Origin of the sequence: Streptomyces vilmorinianum (genome assembly GCF_005517195.1) — a bacterium.
Lineage (GTDB): Bacteria > Actinomycetota > Actinomycetes > Streptomycetales > Streptomycetaceae > Streptomyces > Streptomyces vilmorinianum.
Genome location: NZ_CP040244.1, coordinates 7124001 through 7141845 on the forward strand (window position 1 = coordinate 7124001; position 17845 = coordinate 7141845).

Genomic DNA, 17845 nt, shown 5'->3' on the forward strand with positions numbered 1-17845 from the left:
CCGCACGGCCCCGCTCAGGAGTGCACGTTGCCGGTCAGCAGCATGACGATCAAGACCGTCCAGCCGACCGTCGCGAGCAGCAGCGGGAACCCCGCCGCGAGCCCACAGCCCAGCGCCGCGAGCGTGATCCGCCGCTGATGCCGCCGCCGCGTCCGGGCGAGGAACCAGCTCGGCACGATCAGCGCGAACGCCGACACCAGGCTCCCGACGAGCATGAACGGAGCATCCGCCCACATGCCCTGCGAGCCGGCGGCCGCCACCGCGAGCACCGGCGCGACCACGCTGCCCACGAGCGGGGCCACCCACCAGCGCGGGTCGGGCTCGTCCCCCGGGACCGAGGGGGCGACGGCGGGCATCGAGGCGTTGAACGTCATGCCCCCATCCCACCGCCCGACCCCACCCCCGCCCCACCGCGCACGTACTCAATCCCCCCCCACGCCCCGTACTCAGACGCGCTGCTCAGCCGCACACCGCGCTGCCGTCGGGCACACTGGAGGATTGGCCGTCGCGGCACTCGCGTCACGGCACGGCGGGAAGGACCCTGAAGGCGTGAACGGACCACTCATCGTCCAGAGTGACAAGACGCTGCTCCTGGAGGTGGACCACGAGCAGGCGGATGCCTGTCGGCGGGCCATCGCGCCGTTCGCGGAGCTGGAGCGGGCGCCCGAGCACATTCACACGTACCGGGTGACCCCGCTCGGGCTGTGGAACGCGCGGGCGGCCGGGCACGACGCCGAGCAGGTCGTCGACGCGCTCGTGGAGTTCTCCCGCTACCCCGTGCCGCACGCGCTGCTCGTGGACGTCGCCGAGACCATGGCCCGCTACGGGCGACTCACGCTCTCCAAGCACCCCACCCACGGGCTCGTGCTGACCACGACCGACCGGCCGGTCCTTGAGGAGATCCTCCGGTCGAAGAAGGTGCAGCCGCTGGTCGGCGCCCGGATCGATCCGGACACCGTCGCCGTGCACCCGTCCGAGCGCGGGCAGATCAAGCAGACGCTGCTGAAGCTGGGCTGGCCGGCCGAGGACCTCGCCGGTTACGTGGACGGTGAGGCGCACCGTATCGATCTCGCCGAGGACGGCTGGGCCCTGCGCCCGTACCAGAAGCAGGCCGTCGAGGGCTTCTGGCACGGCGGCTCGGGTGTCGTCGTGCTGCCCTGTGGCGCGGGGAAGACGCTGGTCGGGGCCGGTGCCATGGCGCAGGCGAAGGCGACCACGCTGATCCTGGTCACCAACACCGTCTCCGCGCGGCAGTGGAAGCACGAGCTGGTGAAGCGGACCTCGCTGACCGAGGACGAGATCGGCGAGTACAGCGGTACGAAGAAGGAGATCCGGCCGGTCACCATCGCGACGTACCAGGTCCTGACGACCAAGCGGAAGGGCATCTATCCGCACCTGGAGCTCTTCGACTCCCGCGACTGGGGCCTGATCGTCTACGACGAGGTGCACCTGCTGCCGGCGCCGGTCTTCAAGTTCACCGCCGATCTGCAGGCGCGGCGGCGGCTGGGGCTCACGGCGACCCTCGTGCGGGAGGACGGGCGCGAGTCGGACGTGTTCTCGCTGATCGGTCCGAAGCGGTTCGACGCGCCGTGGAAGGAGATCGAGGCGCAGGGGTACATCGCGCCCGCCGACTGCGTCGAGGTCCGGGTCAATCTGACCGACTCCGAGCGGCTCGCGTACGCGACGGCGGAGACGGAGGAGAAGTACCGCTTCTGCGCGACGACGGCGACGAAGCGGAAGGTGACCGAGGCGCTGGTGAGGAAGTTCGCCGGGCAGCAGATCCTCGTCATCGGCCAGTACATCGACCAGCTGGACGAGCTCGGCGAGCACCTGGACGCGCCGGTCATCAAGGGCGAGACGTCGAACGCGCAGCGCGAGAAGCTCTTCGACGCCTTCCGTAACGGCGAGATCAGCGTGCTTGTCGTCTCGAAGGTCGCGAACTTCTCCATCGACCTGCCCGAGGCGACGGTCGCGATCCAGGTGTCGGGCACCTTCGGCTCGCGCCAGGAGGAGGCGCAGCGGCTGGGCCGGGTGCTGCGGCCGAAGGCCGACGGGCACCAGGCGCACTTCTACTCGGTCGTCGCGCGGGACACGATCGACCAGGACTTCGCGGCGCACCGGCAGCGGTTCCTGGCGGAGCAGGGGTACGCGTACCGGATCGTCGACGCGGACGAGCTGATGGCGGGCGAGAAGGAGAACTAGGTGGTCGGGGTCCACTCGTAGCGTCGTGTGCCGGGTGTCCGGGTGCAGAGGAGCGCGTAGCCCTCGGGGCTGAACGCGACGTCGAGGTACTTCTCGGCGGCGCATTCGGTGAAGGCCGTCGGGCCCTCGGGGTCCGGCGGGCCCATGACGGTGTCGGCCGGGACGGTACGGGCGGGCGGGCCGTCCTTCTCGGTGGCGTCGGCCGTCAGTGCGACGGCGGACGCCACGGCGAGCGCCACTGCGGCGGCGACGGCAGCCACCACCCACCCCACGCGGGGGCGGTGGCCCGGTACGGCGACGGGCGCGGGCGGGGATGGGCGCGGGGGTAGGGGCGGGGGCGGGGCGTCCCCGAACCGGTCCGGGACGAGGACAGGCTCGTCCTGCCAGATCACCGGCCACCGCTCCGGGCCGAGCGCGTGTCGTGCCCGGGCGATCTCGTCGCGGGCGGCCGCGGCCGACGGGCGCTGTTCCGGCCGGTCGGCGGCCAGCGCGGCGACGAGGGCGGGCGGGCCTCCCAGGGCGCGCAGGACCAGTCCCGCCGCGTACACGTCCTGGGCGGGCGAGCTGCCCGCCCCGGCGCGGACCTCCGGCGCGAGGTAGTTGGGGGTGCCCGCCACGAGCGCGGGCGAGGTGAGCTGCAGATGCGGCAGGACCCGGGCCACCCCGAAGTCGCCGAGGAACGCGTGCGGGCGGCCGTGGCCGCTCGCCGCGAGCAGCAGGTTCGAGGGTTTCACATCGCGGTGCACGAGCCCGGCGGCGTGGACAGCGGCGAGGGCGTCGAGGAGCTGTTCGGCGATCAACAGGCCGACGGGCGGGGGCAGTTCGCCGTAAAGACCCGGCCGAGTCCGCGGCGGACGCCGACCTCCGGTTCGCGCGGCGGCTGCGCGACCTCCTCACCTCGACGGCGGGCGCGGTCGACATCCTGGACGCGGCCGCCCTTGTCGAGCCCCGGCATCCCGGCCTGGCCGAGATCCTGCGCACCTGCGGCGCGGGGCGCGCGGACGAGGCCGTCGCCTTGGTGCGCCGACTGACCTGACCTCGCGGCCTCGCGGCCTCCTGACCGCGTAGCCCCTTGCCGGACCGATCGAAAATCGATAGATTCCCATCGTAACTCGATGGAAGGATGGGGCGTGGGAAAGCTGGCAATGCGTGCGCTGCGCGCCGTGCTCGTGATGGTGCTCGCCGGCACCGTGTTCGTACAGGCATTGATGGTGTGGGCGTTGGCCACCGACCCTGAGGACGGGTCGCTCCCGCTGACCCCGCTGCGCGTGATCACGATCCTGGGCATGGCGTCGGTCCAGGCCGCCCTGGTCTGCGTATGGCGGCTGGTGACGATGGTGCGACGCGGAACCGTCTTCTCCCACGCCGCCTTCCGGTACGTGGACGGCGTGATCGGCGCGATCGTGGCGGCCGCCCTCCTGTGGTTCGCGGTCACGGCCGTCAATGCGCCGGGCCAGCGGGACGACCCGGGCGTCACCGTCATCATGGGCGGGGTCGGCGTGGCCATCCTGGGGGTCGCGCTCATCGTGCTCGTGCTGCGGATGCTGCTCGCCCAGGCCGTGGCGCGCGACGTCGAGGCGGCGCGGATGCAGGCCGAGCTCGACGAGGTGATCTGATGCCGATCGTGGTCGACATCGACGTGATGCTGGCCAGGCGGAAGATGTCGGTGGGCGAGCTCGCCGAACGCGTCGGGATCACCCCCGCCAACCTGGCGGTCCTCAAGAACGGCCGCGCGAAGGCGGTGCGCTTCGCGACGCTCGCCGCGCTCTGCGAGGTGCTCGCGTGCCAGCCGGGAGATCTGTTGCGCTGGGAAGCCGACGACGCCGCGGAGAGATGACCGACGGCGGTCAGTCCATCAGCGCGATGACCGGGGCGATCACGGCCAGCGCGTACTGAAGGACCACCGCGCCCCTGCGCGCGCCGTACCCGAGCACGCTGCCCGGCAGTACGGCGGCCAGGGCGCCGGCCACGGCACCGAGCCCCACGGCCCAGAAGCCCGCCGTGACAGCGGGACCGCTCACGCCGTCACCCCCGATGGCGTCCTCCAGCGCGACGACGGCGGTCAGGACGAAGGAGACGAACAGGGCCAGGAAACCGCCGAGGGCCATGATGCGCAGCCCGCCGGTGGAAGGGGAGGTCGGCGCCGGTGCCGTCGATGTCGTTGCCGTGCTCGTGGTCGTGCTCGTGGTCGTGCTCGTGCTCGTGGTCGCTGCCGAGGTCGTCATGCCCCGATCACATCAGCCGGGCCGGGGCCGCGGTATGCGCCCGCGTACTCAGTCCGGGCCTCCCACGTACTCAGGACGCGGGTTCCGCACCCCCGCCTCCTCGGCGTACCGGCCGAGGACGACGACTTCGACGGCCGCGCCGGTGAAGGCGCGTATGCCGCGCAGCGCGGTGGCGAGGCGGCGGGAGCGGGGGATCGTACGGTCCGGGGTGAAGGTCGCTGTGGTCATGCCTCCATGATGGAATTCGGACATTCCGAACACATCGCCCTGGGGGTGGAACCCGGGTCCCCCTCACGTCGGACCCCGACCCCTACGGGTCGTCCCTGCGCCCGACCCGACGAAAACCATTCGCCGCCACCCGAGCCCCAGAGCTACAATCTCCGACTTCCCCGCCTCCCCGAGTGGAGTGCCGCCGCCCGGTCGGAAACCGGCGGCCGCCCTGGCATGTCCGCGTACGCACCTGGAGGCTTCCGCATGTCCACGTCCGATCCGCTCTCGCGCGAACGCGCCCATCTCGCCGACTCGCGCGCCGCGCTGCGCGCGATGCGCGAGGACGTGGAATCGCTCGACATCAAGGACGTCACCGCGAACTGGGTCAACTCCGTGGTGCTCGGACGCCAGATCGAGGAGCGGATCAAGGCGCTGGCCGACCTCTCCCACACCCCGCTCTTCTTCGGCCGGCTCGACTACCTCCACACCACGCAGGAGGGGCAGCGCTTCTACATCGGCCGCCGTCACGTCCACGACGCCGGCGGCGACCCGATGGTGATCGACTGGCGCGCACCGGTCTCGCAGCCGTTCTACCGGGCGTCGAAGAAGGACCCGCAGGACGTGGGGCTGCGGCGCCGGTTCGGTTACACGGGCGGCGAGCTCACCGCGTACGAGGACGAGCATCTCTCCGACCCGGCGGAGCTGGAACAGACCAGCCGGCTGCTTCAGGCGGAGATCGAGCGCCCGCGCGTGGGCCCGATGCGGGACATCGTCGCCACCATCCAGCCCGAGCAGGACGAGATCGTCCGGTCCGGGCTCGGCGGGACCGTGTGCGTGCAGGGAGGGCCCGGCACCGGAAAGACGGCCGTGGGTCTGCACCGGGTCGCGTATCTGCTCTACGCACACCGGGAGCGGCTCGCCCGCACCGGCACGCTGGTCATCGGGCCGAACCGTTCCTTCCTCCACTACATCGAGCAAGTGCTGCCCGCACTCGGCGAGTTGGAGGTGCAGCAGGCGACCGTCGACGATCTCGTGGCGCATGTCGAGGTGCGCGGCGCGGACGAGGCGGCGACGGCGGTCGTCAAGGGCGACGCGAGGATGGCGGAGGTGCTGCGCCGGGCGGTCCGCTCGCACGTGACGCTGCCGGCCGAGCCGCTGATGGTGGTGCGCGGCTCGCGCCGCTGGCGCGTTCCCGCGTACGAACTGGAGGAGATCGTCCGCGAGTTGCTGGACCGGGACATCCGTTACGGGGCCGCCCGCGACGCGCTCCCGCAGCGCGTCGCGCACGCCGTCCTGGTGCGGATGGAGCAGGCGGGCGAGGCCCCGGACGACCGGGTGCAGGACGCGGTGGCCCGCAACACGGCGGTGAAGGCGATGGTGAAGGCGGTCTGGCCGCCGGTCGACCCCGCGAAGCTGGTGCTGCGGCTGCTGAGCGACGCCCCGTTCCTCGCGGAGCACGCCGAGGGGATCCTCACCGAGGACGAGCAGAAGCTGCTGCTCTGGCAGAAGCCGGCCCGCAGCGCGAAGTCGGCGAAGTGGTCGGCGGCGGACGCCGTCCTGATCGACGAGGCGAAGGACCTGGTGGAGCGCACGCACTCGCTCGGCCATGTGGTCCTGGACGAGGCGCAGGACCTGTCCCCGATGCAGTACCGCGCGGTCGGCCGCCGCTGCACGACCGGCTCGGCGACGATCCTGGGCGACCTCGCGCAGGGCACGACCCCGTGGGCGACGGAGAGCTGGACGCAGGCGCTCGCGCATCTGGGCAAGCCGGAGGCCGTGGTGGAGGAGCTGACGGCGGGCTTCCGCGTGCCGCGCGAGGTCATCGCGTACGCCTCCCGGCTGCTCCCCCACATGTCCCCCGGCCTGGCCGCCGTCGAGTCGGTCCGCGAGAACCCGGGCTCGCTGGCGGTCCGCCCCTGCACGCCGGCGGAGCTGGACACGGCCGTGGTCGCGGCCTGCGTGGAGTCCCTGGCCCACGAGGGCTCCATCGGCCTGATCGCCGCCGACGCGCGGATCGCCCCGCTGGCGGAGGCGCTGACCGCCGCCGGTCTCGCGCACCTCTCCCCCGGCGAGGAGACGACGGCCGAGTCCCGCCTGACCCTCGTCCCGGCCTCGCTGGCGAAGGGTCTGGAGTACGACTACGTCGTCCTGGACGACCCGGCGGCCGTCGTCGACGGGGAGCCCGACGAGCGGACCGGGCTGCGGAGGCTGTACGTGGCGCTGACGCGCGCCGTGTCGGGCCTGACGGTCCTTCACTCCTCGCCGCTGCCCGCGCAGTTGACCTGACGGATCAGGAGCTGAGGAAGGCGCGGACGCCCTGGGACACCCCGTCGTCGCCGAGCAGCGCGTTGTGGTCGAGGCAGCCCGCGGCGTTGTTGGTGGCCCCGGTCAGCGGCACGCTGCTGTCCGGGTTGATGACCTCGTCGCAGTTCGACCACCAGGTGGCGTACCGCACGGCCCCGGGCGTCTCGTCGCCCTCCGCGAGCCGCTTCTGGACGTACGAGCCGGGCGTCATGTCCCGGCAGGCCTGATCCCACAGGGCGCAGGCCCAGGCGGTGCTGGTGCCGTGGTTGGGGCCGGCGAGGGAGACCCAGTGGGCGACGGACGACTGGCCGGCACCGTCGAACTTCACGTACCAGCGGGTGACGAGGCTGCCGAAGGAGTGGGCGACGAGGTCGACCTGGCTCGCGCCGGTCTGCCGCCTGACGTTCTCGACGTACGCCGCGAGCTCACCGGAGAGGACCTCGTTGACGGACCGGTGGGTGTCGTACCCGAAGGAGTACAGCTCGGCGTCGGTGTACCCGTCCGCCTTGAAGTCCTCGCGCAGGCCGCCCCATACGCCGGGGTCGGCGTTGTAGCCGTGCACGAAGACGACGGGGGTACGGGCGGCGGCGGCCTCGGCGGGAGCCTGCGCCAGCAGGCACGCCACCAGGGCGAACAACGGGACGATCCTGACGCAGGTCCTCAACACGCTTCCCCCTACGAGGTGTTACGCACGAGTAGTGAGGAGCATGGTGGGGCCTGCGGTCATGGATGAACAGCCCTGTGCAGGACCGGAGTTCACGCCCTGGTCACTCCTACACGTACTCGTACTCGTACTCGGCGAGGGCCTCGGCCCGCGTACGGCGGGCGACCGTGGCCAGGACCGGATTGGTGTCGCGGAAGTAGTGCTCCGACACCACGCCCCAGCACAGGGCCCAGCCACGCCCCCGCGCCCAGGTCGCGTCGTCGACCTCGGCGGCCTCGCGGAACAGCGGGCGGGTCTCGGCGGTGAGCAGGCTCCAGGCGGCGATCATGTCGCAGGCGGGGTCGCCGGTACCGATGGCGCCGAAGTCGATGACGGCGCTCAGCCGGCCGTCCCGGGCCAGCAGATTGCCGGGCAGCAGGTCGCCGTGGACCCAGACGGGCGGGCGGTCGTCCCACTGCGGCAGCCGCAGCACGGACTCCCAGACCTCGGTCACGACGTCCGGGTCGAAGACGCCCTCGTCGCCGAGGTCCCGGATCGCACCCTCCATAGAGCCGTCCGCCCACTCGGTGACGTGGCCGCCCCGGCTCGACCTCGGCCCGCCGGTGGCGTCCACGCGCCGCAGGGCGGCGCCGAAGCGCCCCAACTCGACGGCGGCGTGGGCGAGATCGGCGATCGGCTCGTCGAAGGCGTTGGCGCCGTCGAGCCAGTCGTACACCGCCCAGGGCAGGTCGTAGCCCTCCCCTGGGACGCCGTTGCCCACGGGGACCGGCACGGGCAGCGGGAGGTGCGGGGCGAGGTGGGGCAGCCAGCGCTGCTCCTTGCCGATGGACCGGGCGGTCTCGGCGGTCTTGGGCAGCCGGACCGCGAGGCCGTCACCGAGGCGGTACATGTCGTTGTCGGTGCCGGCCGACGGCACCCGGGTGACGGGCAGCTCCGCCCACTGCGGGAACTGGGCGGCGATCAGTCTGCGCACGAGGTCGACCATGACGGGGAGGGTAGCCAGCGCGATCTTCGCCGGGCCATCGAATTACGGTGGGGGCGGCGCGACCGAGAGAAGGGCGGAACACCATGACCGGCACGACCGTCGTCACGGGCGGCAGCCGCGGGATCGGCGCGGCGACCTGCGTACGCCTCGCCGCCGAGGGCCATGACCTGGTGCTCGGGTACGTACGGGACTCCGCCGCCGCCGAGGAGACGGCGCGGGCGGTCCGGGCAGCGGGCGCGCGCTGCGTCGTGGTCCGGGCGGACACCTCCGTCGAGGCGGACGTGGAACGGCTCTTCGACACGGCGGAGGCCGAACTGGGCCCGGTGACCGGCCTGGTCAACAACGCGGGCGTGACGGGCCCGCTGGGGCGCCTCGCGGACGCCACGACGCAGGATCTGCGCCGGGTGGTGGAGGTCAACCTCCTCGGCTACCTGCTGTGTTGCCGCCGCGCCGCCCGCGACATGACGGCCCACGGCGGCGGCGCGATCGTGAACATCTCCTCCGCCGCCGCCACGCTCGGCAGCCCCGGCGACTACGTCCACTACGCGGCGACGAAGGCGGCGACCGACGCCCTGACCATGGGCCTCTCCAAGGAGCTCGGCCCGGACGGCATCCGGGTCAACGCGGTGGCCCCCGGCATCATCGAGACCGACATGCACGCCACGATGGGCGCCCCCGACCGCCCGGCGAAGGCCGCCACCACGATCCCCCTGCGCCGCCCGGGCCAACCGTCCGAGATCGCCGCGGCGGTGGCCTGGCTCCTCTCCCCGGACGCCTCGTACACGACGGGCACGGTCCTGCGGGTAGCGGGCGGCCGCTGACGGGACCGCGGCCGGGGGGCCGGCCGGCACTCGACCGCCCGGCCCCACCGGGATCCACGCGTACCTCACTCGTCGGTGAAGTACAGGGATCCCTTACAGGTCCGCGATGCCCCGACGTGCCGGGTGACGGGTGCCGGGTGGCGGTCCCGTCGTGCCGGGGGGCCGGTGGCGGGTGTTGGCCGGTCTACGCGTCGATCGCCGCGCGCCAGGTCCGGACCGCGTCGGTCGAGACCGGGGCCGTCCAGCCGTGGGGGCGGGCCGCGCCGCCGATGTGGAAGGCGGTGAGGCCGGCGGAGCGCAGTTCCGGGAGGTGGTCCAGGCGCAGGCCGCCGCCGACGAGGATCTGGGGCTCGTAGCCCGGGCGGCCGGTGCGGGATGCCTCGGACCTGAGGACGGGGAGGCCGTCGTCGACGCCGGTCGGGGCGCCCGCCGTGAGGTAGGTGTCGAGGCCCGGCAGGTCCGCGAGCTGCTTGCGCAGGGTGTCGCGGTCGGCCGCGCGGTCGATGGCCCGGTGGAAGGTCCAGTGGCAGCCGTCCAGGACGGCGACCAGCCGCTCGACCGCCACCAGGTCCGCGTCGCCCTCCGCCGTCAGGAAGCCGAGCACGAACTCGTCCGCACCCGCGTCCCGGAGGTCGGACGCGCGGGCCACCAGGGCGTTCACGTCGCCGGCCGCGAAGCCGTCGGTCAGTCTGAGCATCACGCGCAGCGGGATGTCCACGGCGGCGCGGATCGCCGCGAAGCCCGTACGGGACGGGGTCAGCCCGTCCGCCGCCATGTCGGTGACCAGTTCGAGGCGGTCCGCCCCGCCGGCCTGGGCGGCGACCGCGTCCTCCTCGTCGAGGGCGATCACCTCAAGGACTGCACGGTTGCTCATTGCACCTTTTCTTCCGTGAGGGGCGGCTACAGGTCTAGTCCAATGGACAGACTAGCCGTGCGTGTGGCCGCCCGCATCGCGCGTCGCCTCGGTGGTGGCGGCGGGCGCAGGCGCGGGACCCGCTCCCGCGTGCACCGTGAAGGCCGCCGTCCGCACCGTGCCGCCGTGCTGGAAGTCGAGGAACAGCCGGTACGTGCCCGTGCTCGGCGCCGTCGCCGTGAAGGAGACGTCCGGGCCGGGGCCGCCCTCGTTGGGGTGGACGTGGAGGTAGGCGAGGTCGCCGTCGCGCAGCGCGACGAGATGGCCGTACGCCCCGAGGTACGGCTCCAGGTCGGTGACCGGCTTGCCGCCCTTCCTGACCGTGAGCCGCAGCTCGCCCGCCTTGCCCGGGTCGAGGGTGCCGCCCAGCGTGACCTGGTAGCCGTCGACGGTCGCGGTCGGCGCGGCGGCCGGCAGCGGCTGCGGCGCGTACGCGCCCGGTACGGCCAGGTCGACGCCGAGCGTCACGCCCTGCGCGCCCTTCACCGCGGGCTTGAAGTCGGCGAAGGCCTTGTAGCCGCCCGCGGCGGGCAGGTCGACCGGCGCCGACCAGGTGCCGTCGGCCGCCCGTACGGGGTGCAGATGGCGGTAGACCGTGAGGTCGCGCGAGGCCACGATGAGGTGGAGTTCCTTGCCGTGCTCGGTCGTGTACGCGGTGACGTTCTTGCCGCCGGCGTCCTTGACCGTGAACCTCAGCACGCTCTTGCCCACCGCCGGCCTCGGCGTCTCCATGGCCAGCGTGTAGCCGCCCTCCGAGACCTGGAGGCCCCCGGCCGCGGGGGCGTTCGCCGCGCCGGTGCCCTCCTCGTGCCCCGCGTGCTCCCCCTGCTCTCCCTGCTCCCCCTGCTCCGCGTGCTCCCCGTGCGCGGCCTTCGCCGGCTCGTTCACGGGTCCGACGCCCTTGCCGACCCCGTACGCGGTCCCGAAGGTCGCGGCGAGCGCGGCGGCGAAGGCGGTGATCTTCAGCCCGGTGTTCATGGCAGCTCTCCCGTACGTGAGTAACCTTTCGATGCCCACACCATACCCCTGGGGGGTATCAAGTCAAGCCGAGGCGAACGCTTGCGTGGAATACCTCTGGGGGGTATACATGAGTCAGTTCCAGATACCCCCCACGGGTATTCATCGCTGAATTCGGAGGAGAAGACATGTCTTCCTGCTGTACTCCTGACGGCAGCTGCTCGACCGGCGCCGGCGAGGCCACGACCGCCACCGCCGTCGCCGACAGCACCGCCACCGTCTACGCCGTGTCGGGCATGACCTGCGGACACTGCAAGACCGCGATCACCACCTCCGTCTCCGCGCTTGACGGCGTCATCTCCGTGGACGTCGACGTCGCCGGCGGCCTGGTGACCGTGACCACGGGCGGCGCCCCCGACGACGCCGCGATCGCCGCCGCCGTCGACGACGCCGGCTACGAGCTCACCGGCCGCGCCTGATCCAGCGCGCCCACGAACCCGGCCGCCGGGGCCCGTCCATCCATGGGCCCCGGCCCCCGACCTCCCGCTGTACCGAGGAGCAGGAAATGACCACGACGACCCCCGGCGCCGCCCAGGTCGAGCTCGCCATCGGCGGCATGACCTGCGCCTCGTGCGCGGCCCGTATCGAGAAGAAGCTCAACCGCATGGACGGGGTCGAGGCCACCGTCAACTACGCCACCGAGAAGGCGAAGGTCACCTTCGACGCGGACGCCGACATCTCCGTCGCCGATCTGATCGCCACGGTCGAGGCCACCGGTTACACCGCCGCCGAGCCCGAGCGCGAGCGCGTCGCCGCCGCCGGCGCCGGCGACGAAGGGCCGTCCGACGAGGAGAAGGCCGACGAGGAGCTGCGGCCCCTCAAGCAGCGCCTGATCACCGCGGTCGCGCTCGCCGTGCCCGTCATCGCGATGGCGATGGTCCCGGCCCTGCAGATCGAGTACTGGCAGTGGCTGAGCCTCACGCTCGCCGCCCCGGTCGTCGTCTACGCAGCCTGGCCCTTCCACCGCGCCGCCTGGACCAACGCCCGGCACGGCGCGGCCACCATGGACACCCTGATCTCGGTCGGCACGATCGCCGCGTTCCTCTGGTCCCTGTGGGCGCTGTTCTTCGGCACCGCCGGTACGCCCGGCATGACGCACCCCTTCGAGTTCACGATCGCCCGCACCGACGGCGCCGGGAACATCTACCTGGAGGCCGCGGCGGGCGTCACCGCCTTCATCCTGGCCGGCCGGTACTTCGAGGCGCGCTCCAAGCGCAAGGCGGGCGCGGCGCTCAAGGCGCTGATGCAGCTGGGCGCCAAGGAGGTGACCGTTCTCAGGAACGGCCGCGAGGTCACCGTCCCGACCGCCGAACTCCAGGTCGGGGACCGCTTCCTGGTCCGCCCCGGCGAGAAGATCGCCACCGACGGCACGGTCGTCGAGGGCTCCTCCGCCGTCGACGCCTCCATGCTCACCGGCGAGTCCGTACCGGTCGAGGTCTCCGTCGGCGACTCCGTCACCGGCGCCACCCTGAACGCCGGCGGCCGCCTGGTCGTCGAGGCCACCCGCGTCGGCGCCGACACCCAGCTCGCCCGCATGGCCAAGCTCGTCGAGGACGCCCAGAACGGCAAGGCCGCCGCCCAGCGCCTGGCCGACAAGATCTCCGCCGTCTTCGTGCCGATCGTCATCGCGCTCGCGCTCGGCACGCTCGGCTTCTGGCTGGGTACGGGCTCCGGTCTGACCGCCGCGTTCACCGCCGCGGTCGCCGTCCTGATCATCGCCTGCCCCTGCGCCCTGGGCCTGGCCACCCCGACCGCGCTCATGGTCGGCACCGGCCGCGGCGCGCAGCTCGGCATCCTGATCAAGGGCCCGGAGGTCCTGGAGACGACCCGCAAGGTCGACACCATCGTGCTCGACAAGACCGGCACCGTCACCACCGGCCGGATGACCCTGATCAAGGTCCACACCGCCGACGGCGTGGACGAGACCGACGTCCTGCGGCTCGCGGGCGCCCTGGAGCACTCCTCCGAGCACCCCATCGCCCAGGCCGTCGCCACCGGCGCCGCGGCCAAGGTCGGTACGCTCCCCACCCCCGAGGACTTCGCCAACATCCCCGGGCTCGGCGTCCAGGGCGTCGTCGACGGCCACGCCGTCCTCGTCGGCCGCGAGAAGCTGCTCGAAGAGTGGGCCATGGAGCTCCCGGAGGGCCTCAAGTCCGCGAAGGACGAGGCGGAGAAGGCCGGCAGGACGGCGATCGCGGTCGCCTGGGACGGCGAGGCGCGCGCGGTCCTGGAGGTCGCCGACGCCATCAAGGAGACCAGCCCGGAGGCCATCGAGCGGCTGCGCGCGCTCGGCCTGACCCCGATCCTGCTGACCGGTGACAACAAGGCGGTCGCCGAGTCCGTCGCCGCCGAGGTCGGCATCGACGAGGTCATCGCCGAGGTCATGCCGCAGGACAAGGTGGACGTGGTCAAGCGCCTTCAGGGCGAGGGGCGTTCGGTCGCCATGGTCGGCGACGGCGTCAACGACGCCGCCGCGCTCGCCCAGGCCGACCTGGGCCTGGCGATGGGCACGGGCACGGACGCCGCCATCGAGGCCGGCGACCTGACGCTCGTACGGGGGGACCTGCGGGCCGCGGCCGACGCGATCCGGCTCTCCCGCAGGACGCTCGGCACGATCCGCTCGAACCTCTTCTGGGCCTTCGCCTACAACGTGGCCGCCCTGCCGCTCGCCGCGGCCGGACTGCTCAACCCGATGATCGCCGGTGCCGCGATGGCCTTCTCCTCGGTCTTCGTCGTCGGCAACAGCCTGCGCCTGCGCGGCTTCCAGGCCGCCGACCGATGAGGAGTTCGCCGTGGCCGGTTACGTACAGCACAAGGAAGACATCATCCGGCGCCTGAGGCGCATCGAGGGTCAGGTCCGGGGGGTGCAGCGGATGGTGGACGAGGACGTCTACTGCATCGACGTACTGACCCAGGTCTCCGCGATCAACGCGGCCCTGCAGTCCTGCGCCGTGGCCCTCCTGGACGAGCACCTCAGCTGCTGCGTCACCGAGGCGATCGCCCAGGGCGGGGACCAGGCGAAGGTGAAGGTGGGCGAGGCCTCGAAGGCCATCGCCCGGCTGATCAGGACGTAGAACCGGACGAGAAGGATCTCAACCGCCCTTGTGCGAAGGGCAGTCGGCGGACAGCTTGACGCTCAGGCGAAGACAGAGCCCGAGCACCTGGCGGAGGAGCGTCAGCTCCACCGAACCGGGCAGGCCGGGGCCGCAGACCTTCGCGCAGGGGCGGTTCCTCATGAGGGTCGACATCCGGTCATCGTACCCCTAGGGGGTATATCTCCGCCGGGTGAGCGGCCCGTACGATGGGCGGCCCGTAGGGGGAGGGGATGCGCGTGCGCCGGCTGGGAGACCTCGAGGCCGAGATCATGGACCGGCTGTGGGCCTGGCAACGGCCCGCCACCGTCCGCGAGATCGTCGACGACATCAATCTGGGGCGGCACGTCGCCTACACGACGGTGATGACGGTGGCGGACATACTCCACCGCAAGGGCTGGCTCCGCCGCGAGAAGGCGGGCAGGGCCTGGCTGTACGAACCGGTCCGCAGCCGCGAGGAGTACACCGCGGCCCTGATGCAGGACGCGCTCGGCGACAGCGCGGACCGCCCGGCCGCGCTGCTGCGCTTCGTGGAGACCATCTCGCCCGAGGACATGCAGGCCCTGGACGCGGCGCTGCGTACGGCGCGCGGCCGCGCCGAGGGCGGGCACGGGGCTGGGCACGGGGCTGGGCACGGGGCTGGACCTGGAAGCGGATCCGGGAGCGGGCCCGGGGCTGGACCTGGAAGCGGACCCTGGAGCGGCCCCGGGGGTGGACCTGGAAGCGGACCCTGGAGCGGCCCTGGGGATGGACCTGGAAGCGGGCCCGGGGGTGGCCCCAGGGGCGGTCCCGGGGGCGGGACGCACGAGGCGACCATGCGTGGGGGCGTCGCGTGAACCACCACGCGCTGCTCCCCCTCGGATTCGCCCTGTCCACCGGGCTTCTGATCCCCTGGCTCCTCGTACGGGCCCGCTGGGCCCAGCAGGTGCCGCGGCTCGGTCTGGCGGTGTGGGCGGCGAGCGGCGCGGTGTTCGCCTTCTCGGCCGCGCTGCTCCCCGCCCAGCTGGTGCTCGCCGGGGACAGCAGCCACCGGCTGACCGACACGCTCCTCACGCTCTCGCTCCCCTCCCCCGCCACCCTGCTCGCCCTGTCGGGGCGCGAATACCTCGCCCTCGGCCTGGCCCTGGCGGTCCTCGCGCTGCCCGCCTGCGGTTTCGTACGGAAGGTGCTGCGGGCCCGGCGGGCACGGCAGCGGCACGCGGGGGTCCTGCGGCTCGTCGGACGGTACGACCCCGCGCTGCGGGCGACCGTGCTCGACCACGCGCGGCCCGCCGTCTACTGCCTGCCAGGCCGCGCGCGCCGGGTCGTCGTCTCCTCGGGCGCCGTGGACACCCTGACCGCGCCCCAGCTGGCGGCGGCGCTCGCGCACGAGCGGGCGCACATCGCCGGCCGGCACCACCTGCTCGTCGCGGCGGCGGAGTCCTTCGCGGCCGTGTTCCCCCGGCTCCCGCTGGCACGGCACGGCGGGACGGCCGTACCGCTGCTGCTCGAAATGGCCGCGGACGACCGCGCGTTGCGCCGCTGCTCGCGCGACGCGCTGGCCACCGCGCTGTACGCGCTCGCCGCGGGCCAGGCACCGCGCGAGGCGTTCGGGGCGGGCGGGCCGTCGGCGGCGCTGCGGATGCGGCGCATTCTCGCTCCGCACAGTGCGGGACATCCGGTACTGCGGGGGCTGTTGACGATCGCGGCGGGGGCGGGGGCCGTGACGCCGCTGGCCATCGCGTGTTGTTCCGTGCCCGGGTAATTGACTCGGTTCATCGCCTCATTACTAAGTGAATTCGTAGATTTCACATCGGTCACATCGGTCTGAATTCCCGGCTATCGTGGGTACGTTGGCGCTCAGGCTCGGCACGTCGAAGGGTACGAACCAATGCAGCTGGCTGACGTGCGGACGGCGGCTGCGTCCGACGCGACGACGATATCCAGGCTGCTGGCGGACGCCATTCGGGGCAGCTACGACGGAATCCTCGACGAAATCGCCGTCCGGCGTCTGATCTCGACGCAATGCGCACTTCCCCGTATCCGCGCGGAAATTGAAATTCCCGGCGGCGCGCCGGGCTGGCTGGGCTGGCTGGTGGCGACGGCCGAGGACGGCACGCTCGTCGGCGCGGCGGCGGGTGGGGTGCCGGTCCCGGGCGAGGGCGAGCTGTACGCGCTGTGCGTGGCGGAGGGGTCGCGACGGCGGGGGGTGGGGGCGGCGCTGCTTTCGGCGGCGGCGGATCGGATGCGGGGGTTCGGGGCGCGGGAACTCCGCGTGACCCTCCCGTCGGAGCGCGACCCGTGGCTCCCCTTCTACGAAGCGAGCGGCTTCACCCCACTGACCCCGACCCGCCTGACGCAAGCGCTCTGACCCTCCCCTCCCCGGGTTGCGGGCAGGCGTGGCAGATGTGCGCCATCGCGTGTTTGCGCCGTGGGAAGCGCTGGCGAGGCGGGGGGCCGTCGATTCAGGATGGGGGCAGCGGCGTGGACCCCGGCGGCACGGGTGCCTCGTCCGGACGGCATGGACCGAGCGAGCCCCTGGAGGAGCGATGCACACACCGAGCGGCGCCGCGCTCGCGCCGGTCCTGCCGTCCCGATACGACACGGTGGCCGACATCCTCCCCGGCCTGGAGTCTGTCGCCCCCGGCGACGAGCACTCGGTCTGGCTGTACGACGCCCTCCTCGGCCCCCACAGCGCGGACATCGTCCGCTACCTCGGCCTCGCCCGCGCCACCGGCGGCCCCGTCCTCGACCTCGGCTCCGGTGCGGGGCGGCTCGCCGTCCCCTTCGCCCGGCACGGCTTCGCCGTCGAGGCCGTCGACCGGGACGCCGCCGCCCTGGAGCGGCTCGAGGCCTGGGCCCGGCGCATCGGCCCCCAGGTCGCCGAGCTGATCGTCACCACCCGGGCCGACCTCACCGAGCTCCGCCTGCACGGCAGTTACCGGCTCGCGCTGCTCGCCGGCGCCATGGTGTCCGCCGTCCCCCCGAAGGCCCGCCCCGGTCTGCTGCGCGAGATCGCCTCGCACCTGGACACCGGCGGCGCCCTCGCCCTGGACTACACCGCCCACCTGCTCCCCGGTCTCGTCGCCGAGCCGCAGCGGACCTGGGCCTTCCAGGTCCCGCGGTTCGACGGGATCGACGAGTGGGTGGTGGCCCGGCAGGTCTTCGATCTGCGCGCGATGAGCGAGCGGATCACCTACTACGCGGCCAGGACCGGCAAGCTCTCCACCGAACGGGCCGTACTGACCACCGACAAGTGGATCGTCGACCCCGAGCACCTGGCCGCCGAGCTGCACTCCGCGGGCCTGCACATCGAGGGCCGGCGGCGGCACCGTATCGACGAACGCACCGAGAGCGTCCTGCTCGTCTGCCGGACGGATGATTGACAAAGAGGTACGATGCCCACAAACGTTTGAGCCGACCAGGTGGCGGG

The 17845-nt window shown here is 72.7% G+C and carries 20 protein-coding genes and 1 pseudogene; 12 read left to right on the top strand and 9 right to left on the bottom strand.

Features of this window, described 5'->3' with window-relative positions; translation table 11 throughout:
* Positions 1–14: 14 nt before the first annotated feature.
* A complete protein-coding gene (locus FDM97_RS33140; RefSeq protein ID WP_137994168.1) occupies positions 15–374 on the bottom strand; it encodes a hypothetical protein in 360 nt (119 codons plus the stop codon).
* 175 nt (positions 375–549) lie between these two features.
* Between FDM97_RS33140 and FDM97_RS33145 the strand changes: the two genes are divergently transcribed.
* Positions 550–2202, top strand: coding sequence for a DNA repair helicase XPB (locus FDM97_RS33145; RefSeq protein ID WP_137994169.1), 1653 nt, complete (start codon positions 550–552; stop codon positions 2200–2202).
* Here the strand turns inward: FDM97_RS33145 and FDM97_RS33150 are convergent.
* Positions 2199–3002 (bottom strand): protein kinase domain-containing protein, encoded by an 804-nt coding sequence (locus FDM97_RS33150; RefSeq protein WP_175439325.1) that lies wholly within the window; start codon positions 3000–3002, stop codon positions 2199–2201. The two genes, FDM97_RS33145 and FDM97_RS33150, sit on opposite strands and share 4 nt — an antisense overlap.
* A gap of 330 nt (positions 3003–3332) precedes the next feature.
* Between FDM97_RS33150 and FDM97_RS33155 the strand changes: the two genes are divergently transcribed.
* On the top strand, positions 3333–3818 hold the full coding sequence (locus FDM97_RS33155; RefSeq protein WP_137994171.1) for a DUF2975 domain-containing protein: 486 nt from the start codon (positions 3333–3335) through the stop codon (positions 3816–3818).
* The gene (locus FDM97_RS33160) at positions 3818–4039 is read left to right on the top strand and encodes a helix-turn-helix domain-containing protein (RefSeq protein WP_137994172.1); all 222 of its coding nucleotides are present in this window, start codon (positions 3818–3820) and stop codon (positions 4037–4039) included. Before FDM97_RS33155 ends, FDM97_RS33160 begins: the two co-directional genes overlap by 1 nt.
* Positions 4040–4049: 10 nt before the next feature.
* Here FDM97_RS33160 and FDM97_RS36085 read toward each other — a convergent pair whose 3' ends face one another.
* On the bottom strand, positions 4050–4427 hold the full coding sequence (locus FDM97_RS36085; RefSeq protein WP_175439326.1) for a hypothetical protein: 378 nt from the start codon (positions 4425–4427) through the stop codon (positions 4050–4052).
* 48 nt (positions 4428–4475) lie between these two features.
* On the bottom strand, positions 4476–4655 hold the full coding sequence (locus FDM97_RS33170) for a hypothetical protein (protein ID WP_137994173.1): 180 nt from the start codon (positions 4653–4655) through the stop codon (positions 4476–4478).
* 246 nt (positions 4656–4901) lie between these two features.
* Between FDM97_RS33170 and FDM97_RS33175 the strand changes: the two genes are divergently transcribed.
* Positions 4902–6923 carry a HelD family protein gene (locus FDM97_RS33175; protein ID WP_254705835.1) on the top strand — a complete coding sequence of 674 codons (2022 nt, stop codon included), beginning with the start codon at positions 4902–4904 and terminating at the stop codon, positions 6921–6923.
* 4 nt (positions 6924–6927) lie between these two features.
* On the opposite strand, the gene FDM97_RS33180 is transcribed toward FDM97_RS33175, so the two are convergent.
* The gene (locus FDM97_RS33180) at positions 6928–7608 is read right to left on the bottom strand and encodes an esterase/lipase family protein (RefSeq protein ID WP_254705836.1); all 681 of its coding nucleotides are present in this window, start codon (positions 7606–7608) and stop codon (positions 6928–6930) included.
* Positions 7609–7714: 106 nt separating this feature from the next.
* Positions 7715–8590: an aminoglycoside phosphotransferase family protein gene (locus FDM97_RS33185; protein WP_137994175.1), complete on the bottom strand. Its 876-nt coding sequence runs from the start codon at positions 8588–8590 to the stop codon at positions 7715–7717.
* Between the two features lie 83 nt (positions 8591–8673).
* Between FDM97_RS33185 and FDM97_RS33190 the strand changes: the two genes are divergently transcribed.
* Positions 8674–9411, top strand: a complete 738-nt coding sequence (locus FDM97_RS33190; RefSeq protein ID WP_137994176.1) for an SDR family NAD(P)-dependent oxidoreductase — start codon at positions 8674–8676, stop codon at positions 9409–9411.
* A gap of 184 nt (positions 9412–9595) precedes the next feature.
* Here FDM97_RS33190 and FDM97_RS33195 read toward each other — a convergent pair whose 3' ends face one another.
* On the bottom strand, positions 9596–10285 hold the full coding sequence (locus FDM97_RS33195; RefSeq protein ID WP_137994177.1) for a copper homeostasis protein CutC: 690 nt from the start codon (positions 10283–10285) through the stop codon (positions 9596–9598).
* A gap of 51 nt (positions 10286–10336) precedes the next feature.
* A complete protein-coding gene (locus tag FDM97_RS33200; RefSeq protein ID WP_137994178.1) occupies positions 10337–11302 on the bottom strand; it encodes a hypothetical protein in 966 nt (321 codons plus the stop codon).
* 167 nt (positions 11303–11469) lie between these two features.
* Here FDM97_RS33200 and FDM97_RS33205 point away from each other — a divergent pair, with 167 nt between their 5' ends.
* From FDM97_RS33205 to FDM97_RS33215, 3 genes are all read left to right on the top strand, one after another.
* Complete coding sequence (locus FDM97_RS33205) at positions 11470–11760, top strand: cation transporter (protein WP_137994179.1); 291 nt, start codon at positions 11470–11472, stop codon at positions 11758–11760.
* 86 nt (positions 11761–11846) lie between these two features.
* Positions 11847–14123, top strand: coding sequence for a heavy metal translocating P-type ATPase (locus tag FDM97_RS33210; protein ID WP_137994180.1), 2277 nt, complete (start codon positions 11847–11849; stop codon positions 14121–14123).
* A gap of 10 nt (positions 14124–14133) precedes the next feature.
* On the top strand, positions 14134–14415 hold the full coding sequence (locus FDM97_RS33215) for a metal-sensitive transcriptional regulator (protein WP_137994181.1): 282 nt from the start codon (positions 14134–14136) through the stop codon (positions 14413–14415).
* Positions 14416–14433: 18 nt separating this feature from the next.
* Here FDM97_RS33215 and FDM97_RS36090 read toward each other — a convergent pair whose 3' ends face one another.
* Complete coding sequence (locus FDM97_RS36090) at positions 14434–14589, bottom strand: hypothetical protein (protein WP_175439327.1); 156 nt, start codon at positions 14587–14589, stop codon at positions 14434–14436.
* 83 nt (positions 14590–14672) lie between these two features.
* Between FDM97_RS36090 and FDM97_RS33220 the strand changes: the two are divergent.
* The 4 genes and pseudogenes from FDM97_RS33220 to FDM97_RS33235 all read left to right on the top strand — a co-directional run.
* Positions 14673–15026, top strand: a pseudogene (locus tag FDM97_RS33220) (BlaI/MecI/CopY family transcriptional regulator); the annotation flags it as partial.
* A gap of 239 nt (positions 15027–15265) precedes the next feature.
* Positions 15266–16177, top strand: coding sequence for a M56 family metallopeptidase (locus tag FDM97_RS33225; RefSeq protein ID WP_137994182.1), 912 nt, complete (start codon positions 15266–15268; stop codon positions 16175–16177).
* 126 nt (positions 16178–16303) lie between these two features.
* Positions 16304–16783, top strand: coding sequence for a GNAT family N-acetyltransferase (locus tag FDM97_RS33230; RefSeq protein WP_137994183.1), 480 nt, complete (start codon positions 16304–16306; stop codon positions 16781–16783).
* Between the two features lie 178 nt (positions 16784–16961).
* Entirely contained in the window at positions 16962–17798 is an 837-nt protein-coding gene (locus tag FDM97_RS33235) for an SAM-dependent methyltransferase (protein ID WP_137994184.1), read from the top strand.
* Positions 17799–17845 lie beyond the last annotated feature (47 nt).

What these genes read in the sequence shown, in the direction of transcription:
- FDM97_RS33140 (WP_137994168.1), bottom strand. Translation starts at nt 374, where the DNA reads ATGACGTTCAACGCCTCGATGCCCGCCGTCGCCCCCTCGGTCCCGGGG.
- FDM97_RS33160 (WP_137994172.1), top strand. Translation starts at nt 3,818, where the DNA reads ATGCCGATCGTGGTCGACATCGACGTGATGCTGGCCAGGCGGAAGATG.
- FDM97_RS36085 (WP_175439326.1), bottom strand. Translation starts at nt 4,427, where the DNA reads ATGACGACCTCGGCAGCGACCACGAGCACGAGCACGACCACGAGCACG.
- FDM97_RS33170 (WP_137994173.1), bottom strand. Translation starts at nt 4,655, where the DNA reads ATGACCACAGCGACCTTCACCCCGGACCGTACGATCCCCCGCTCCCGC.
- FDM97_RS33175 (WP_254705835.1), top strand. Translation starts at nt 4,902, where the DNA reads ATGTCCACGTCCGATCCGCTCTCGCGCGAACGCGCCCATCTCGCCGAC.
- FDM97_RS33185 (WP_137994175.1), bottom strand. Translation starts at nt 8,590, where the DNA reads ATGGTCGACCTCGTGCGCAGACTGATCGCCGCCCAGTTCCCGCAGTGG.
- FDM97_RS33190 (WP_137994176.1), top strand. Translation starts at nt 8,674, where the DNA reads ATGACCGGCACGACCGTCGTCACGGGCGGCAGCCGCGGGATCGGCGCG.
- FDM97_RS33195 (WP_137994177.1), bottom strand. Translation starts at nt 10,285, where the DNA reads ATGAGCAACCGTGCAGTCCTTGAGGTGATCGCCCTCGACGAGGAGGAC.
- FDM97_RS33200 (WP_137994178.1), bottom strand. Translation starts at nt 11,302, where the DNA reads ATGAACACCGGGCTGAAGATCACCGCCTTCGCCGCCGCGCTCGCCGCG.
- FDM97_RS33205 (WP_137994179.1), top strand. Translation starts at nt 11,470, where the DNA reads ATGTCTTCCTGCTGTACTCCTGACGGCAGCTGCTCGACCGGCGCCGGC.
- FDM97_RS33210 (WP_137994180.1), top strand. Translation starts at nt 11,847, where the DNA reads ATGACCACGACGACCCCCGGCGCCGCCCAGGTCGAGCTCGCCATCGGC.
- FDM97_RS36090 (WP_175439327.1), bottom strand. Translation starts at nt 14,589, where the DNA reads ATGTCGACCCTCATGAGGAACCGCCCCTGCGCGAAGGTCTGCGGCCCC.
- FDM97_RS33230 (WP_137994183.1), top strand. Translation starts at nt 16,304, where the DNA reads ATGCAGCTGGCTGACGTGCGGACGGCGGCTGCGTCCGACGCGACGACG.
- FDM97_RS33235 (WP_137994184.1), top strand. Translation starts at nt 16,962, where the DNA reads ATGCACACACCGAGCGGCGCCGCGCTCGCGCCGGTCCTGCCGTCCCGA.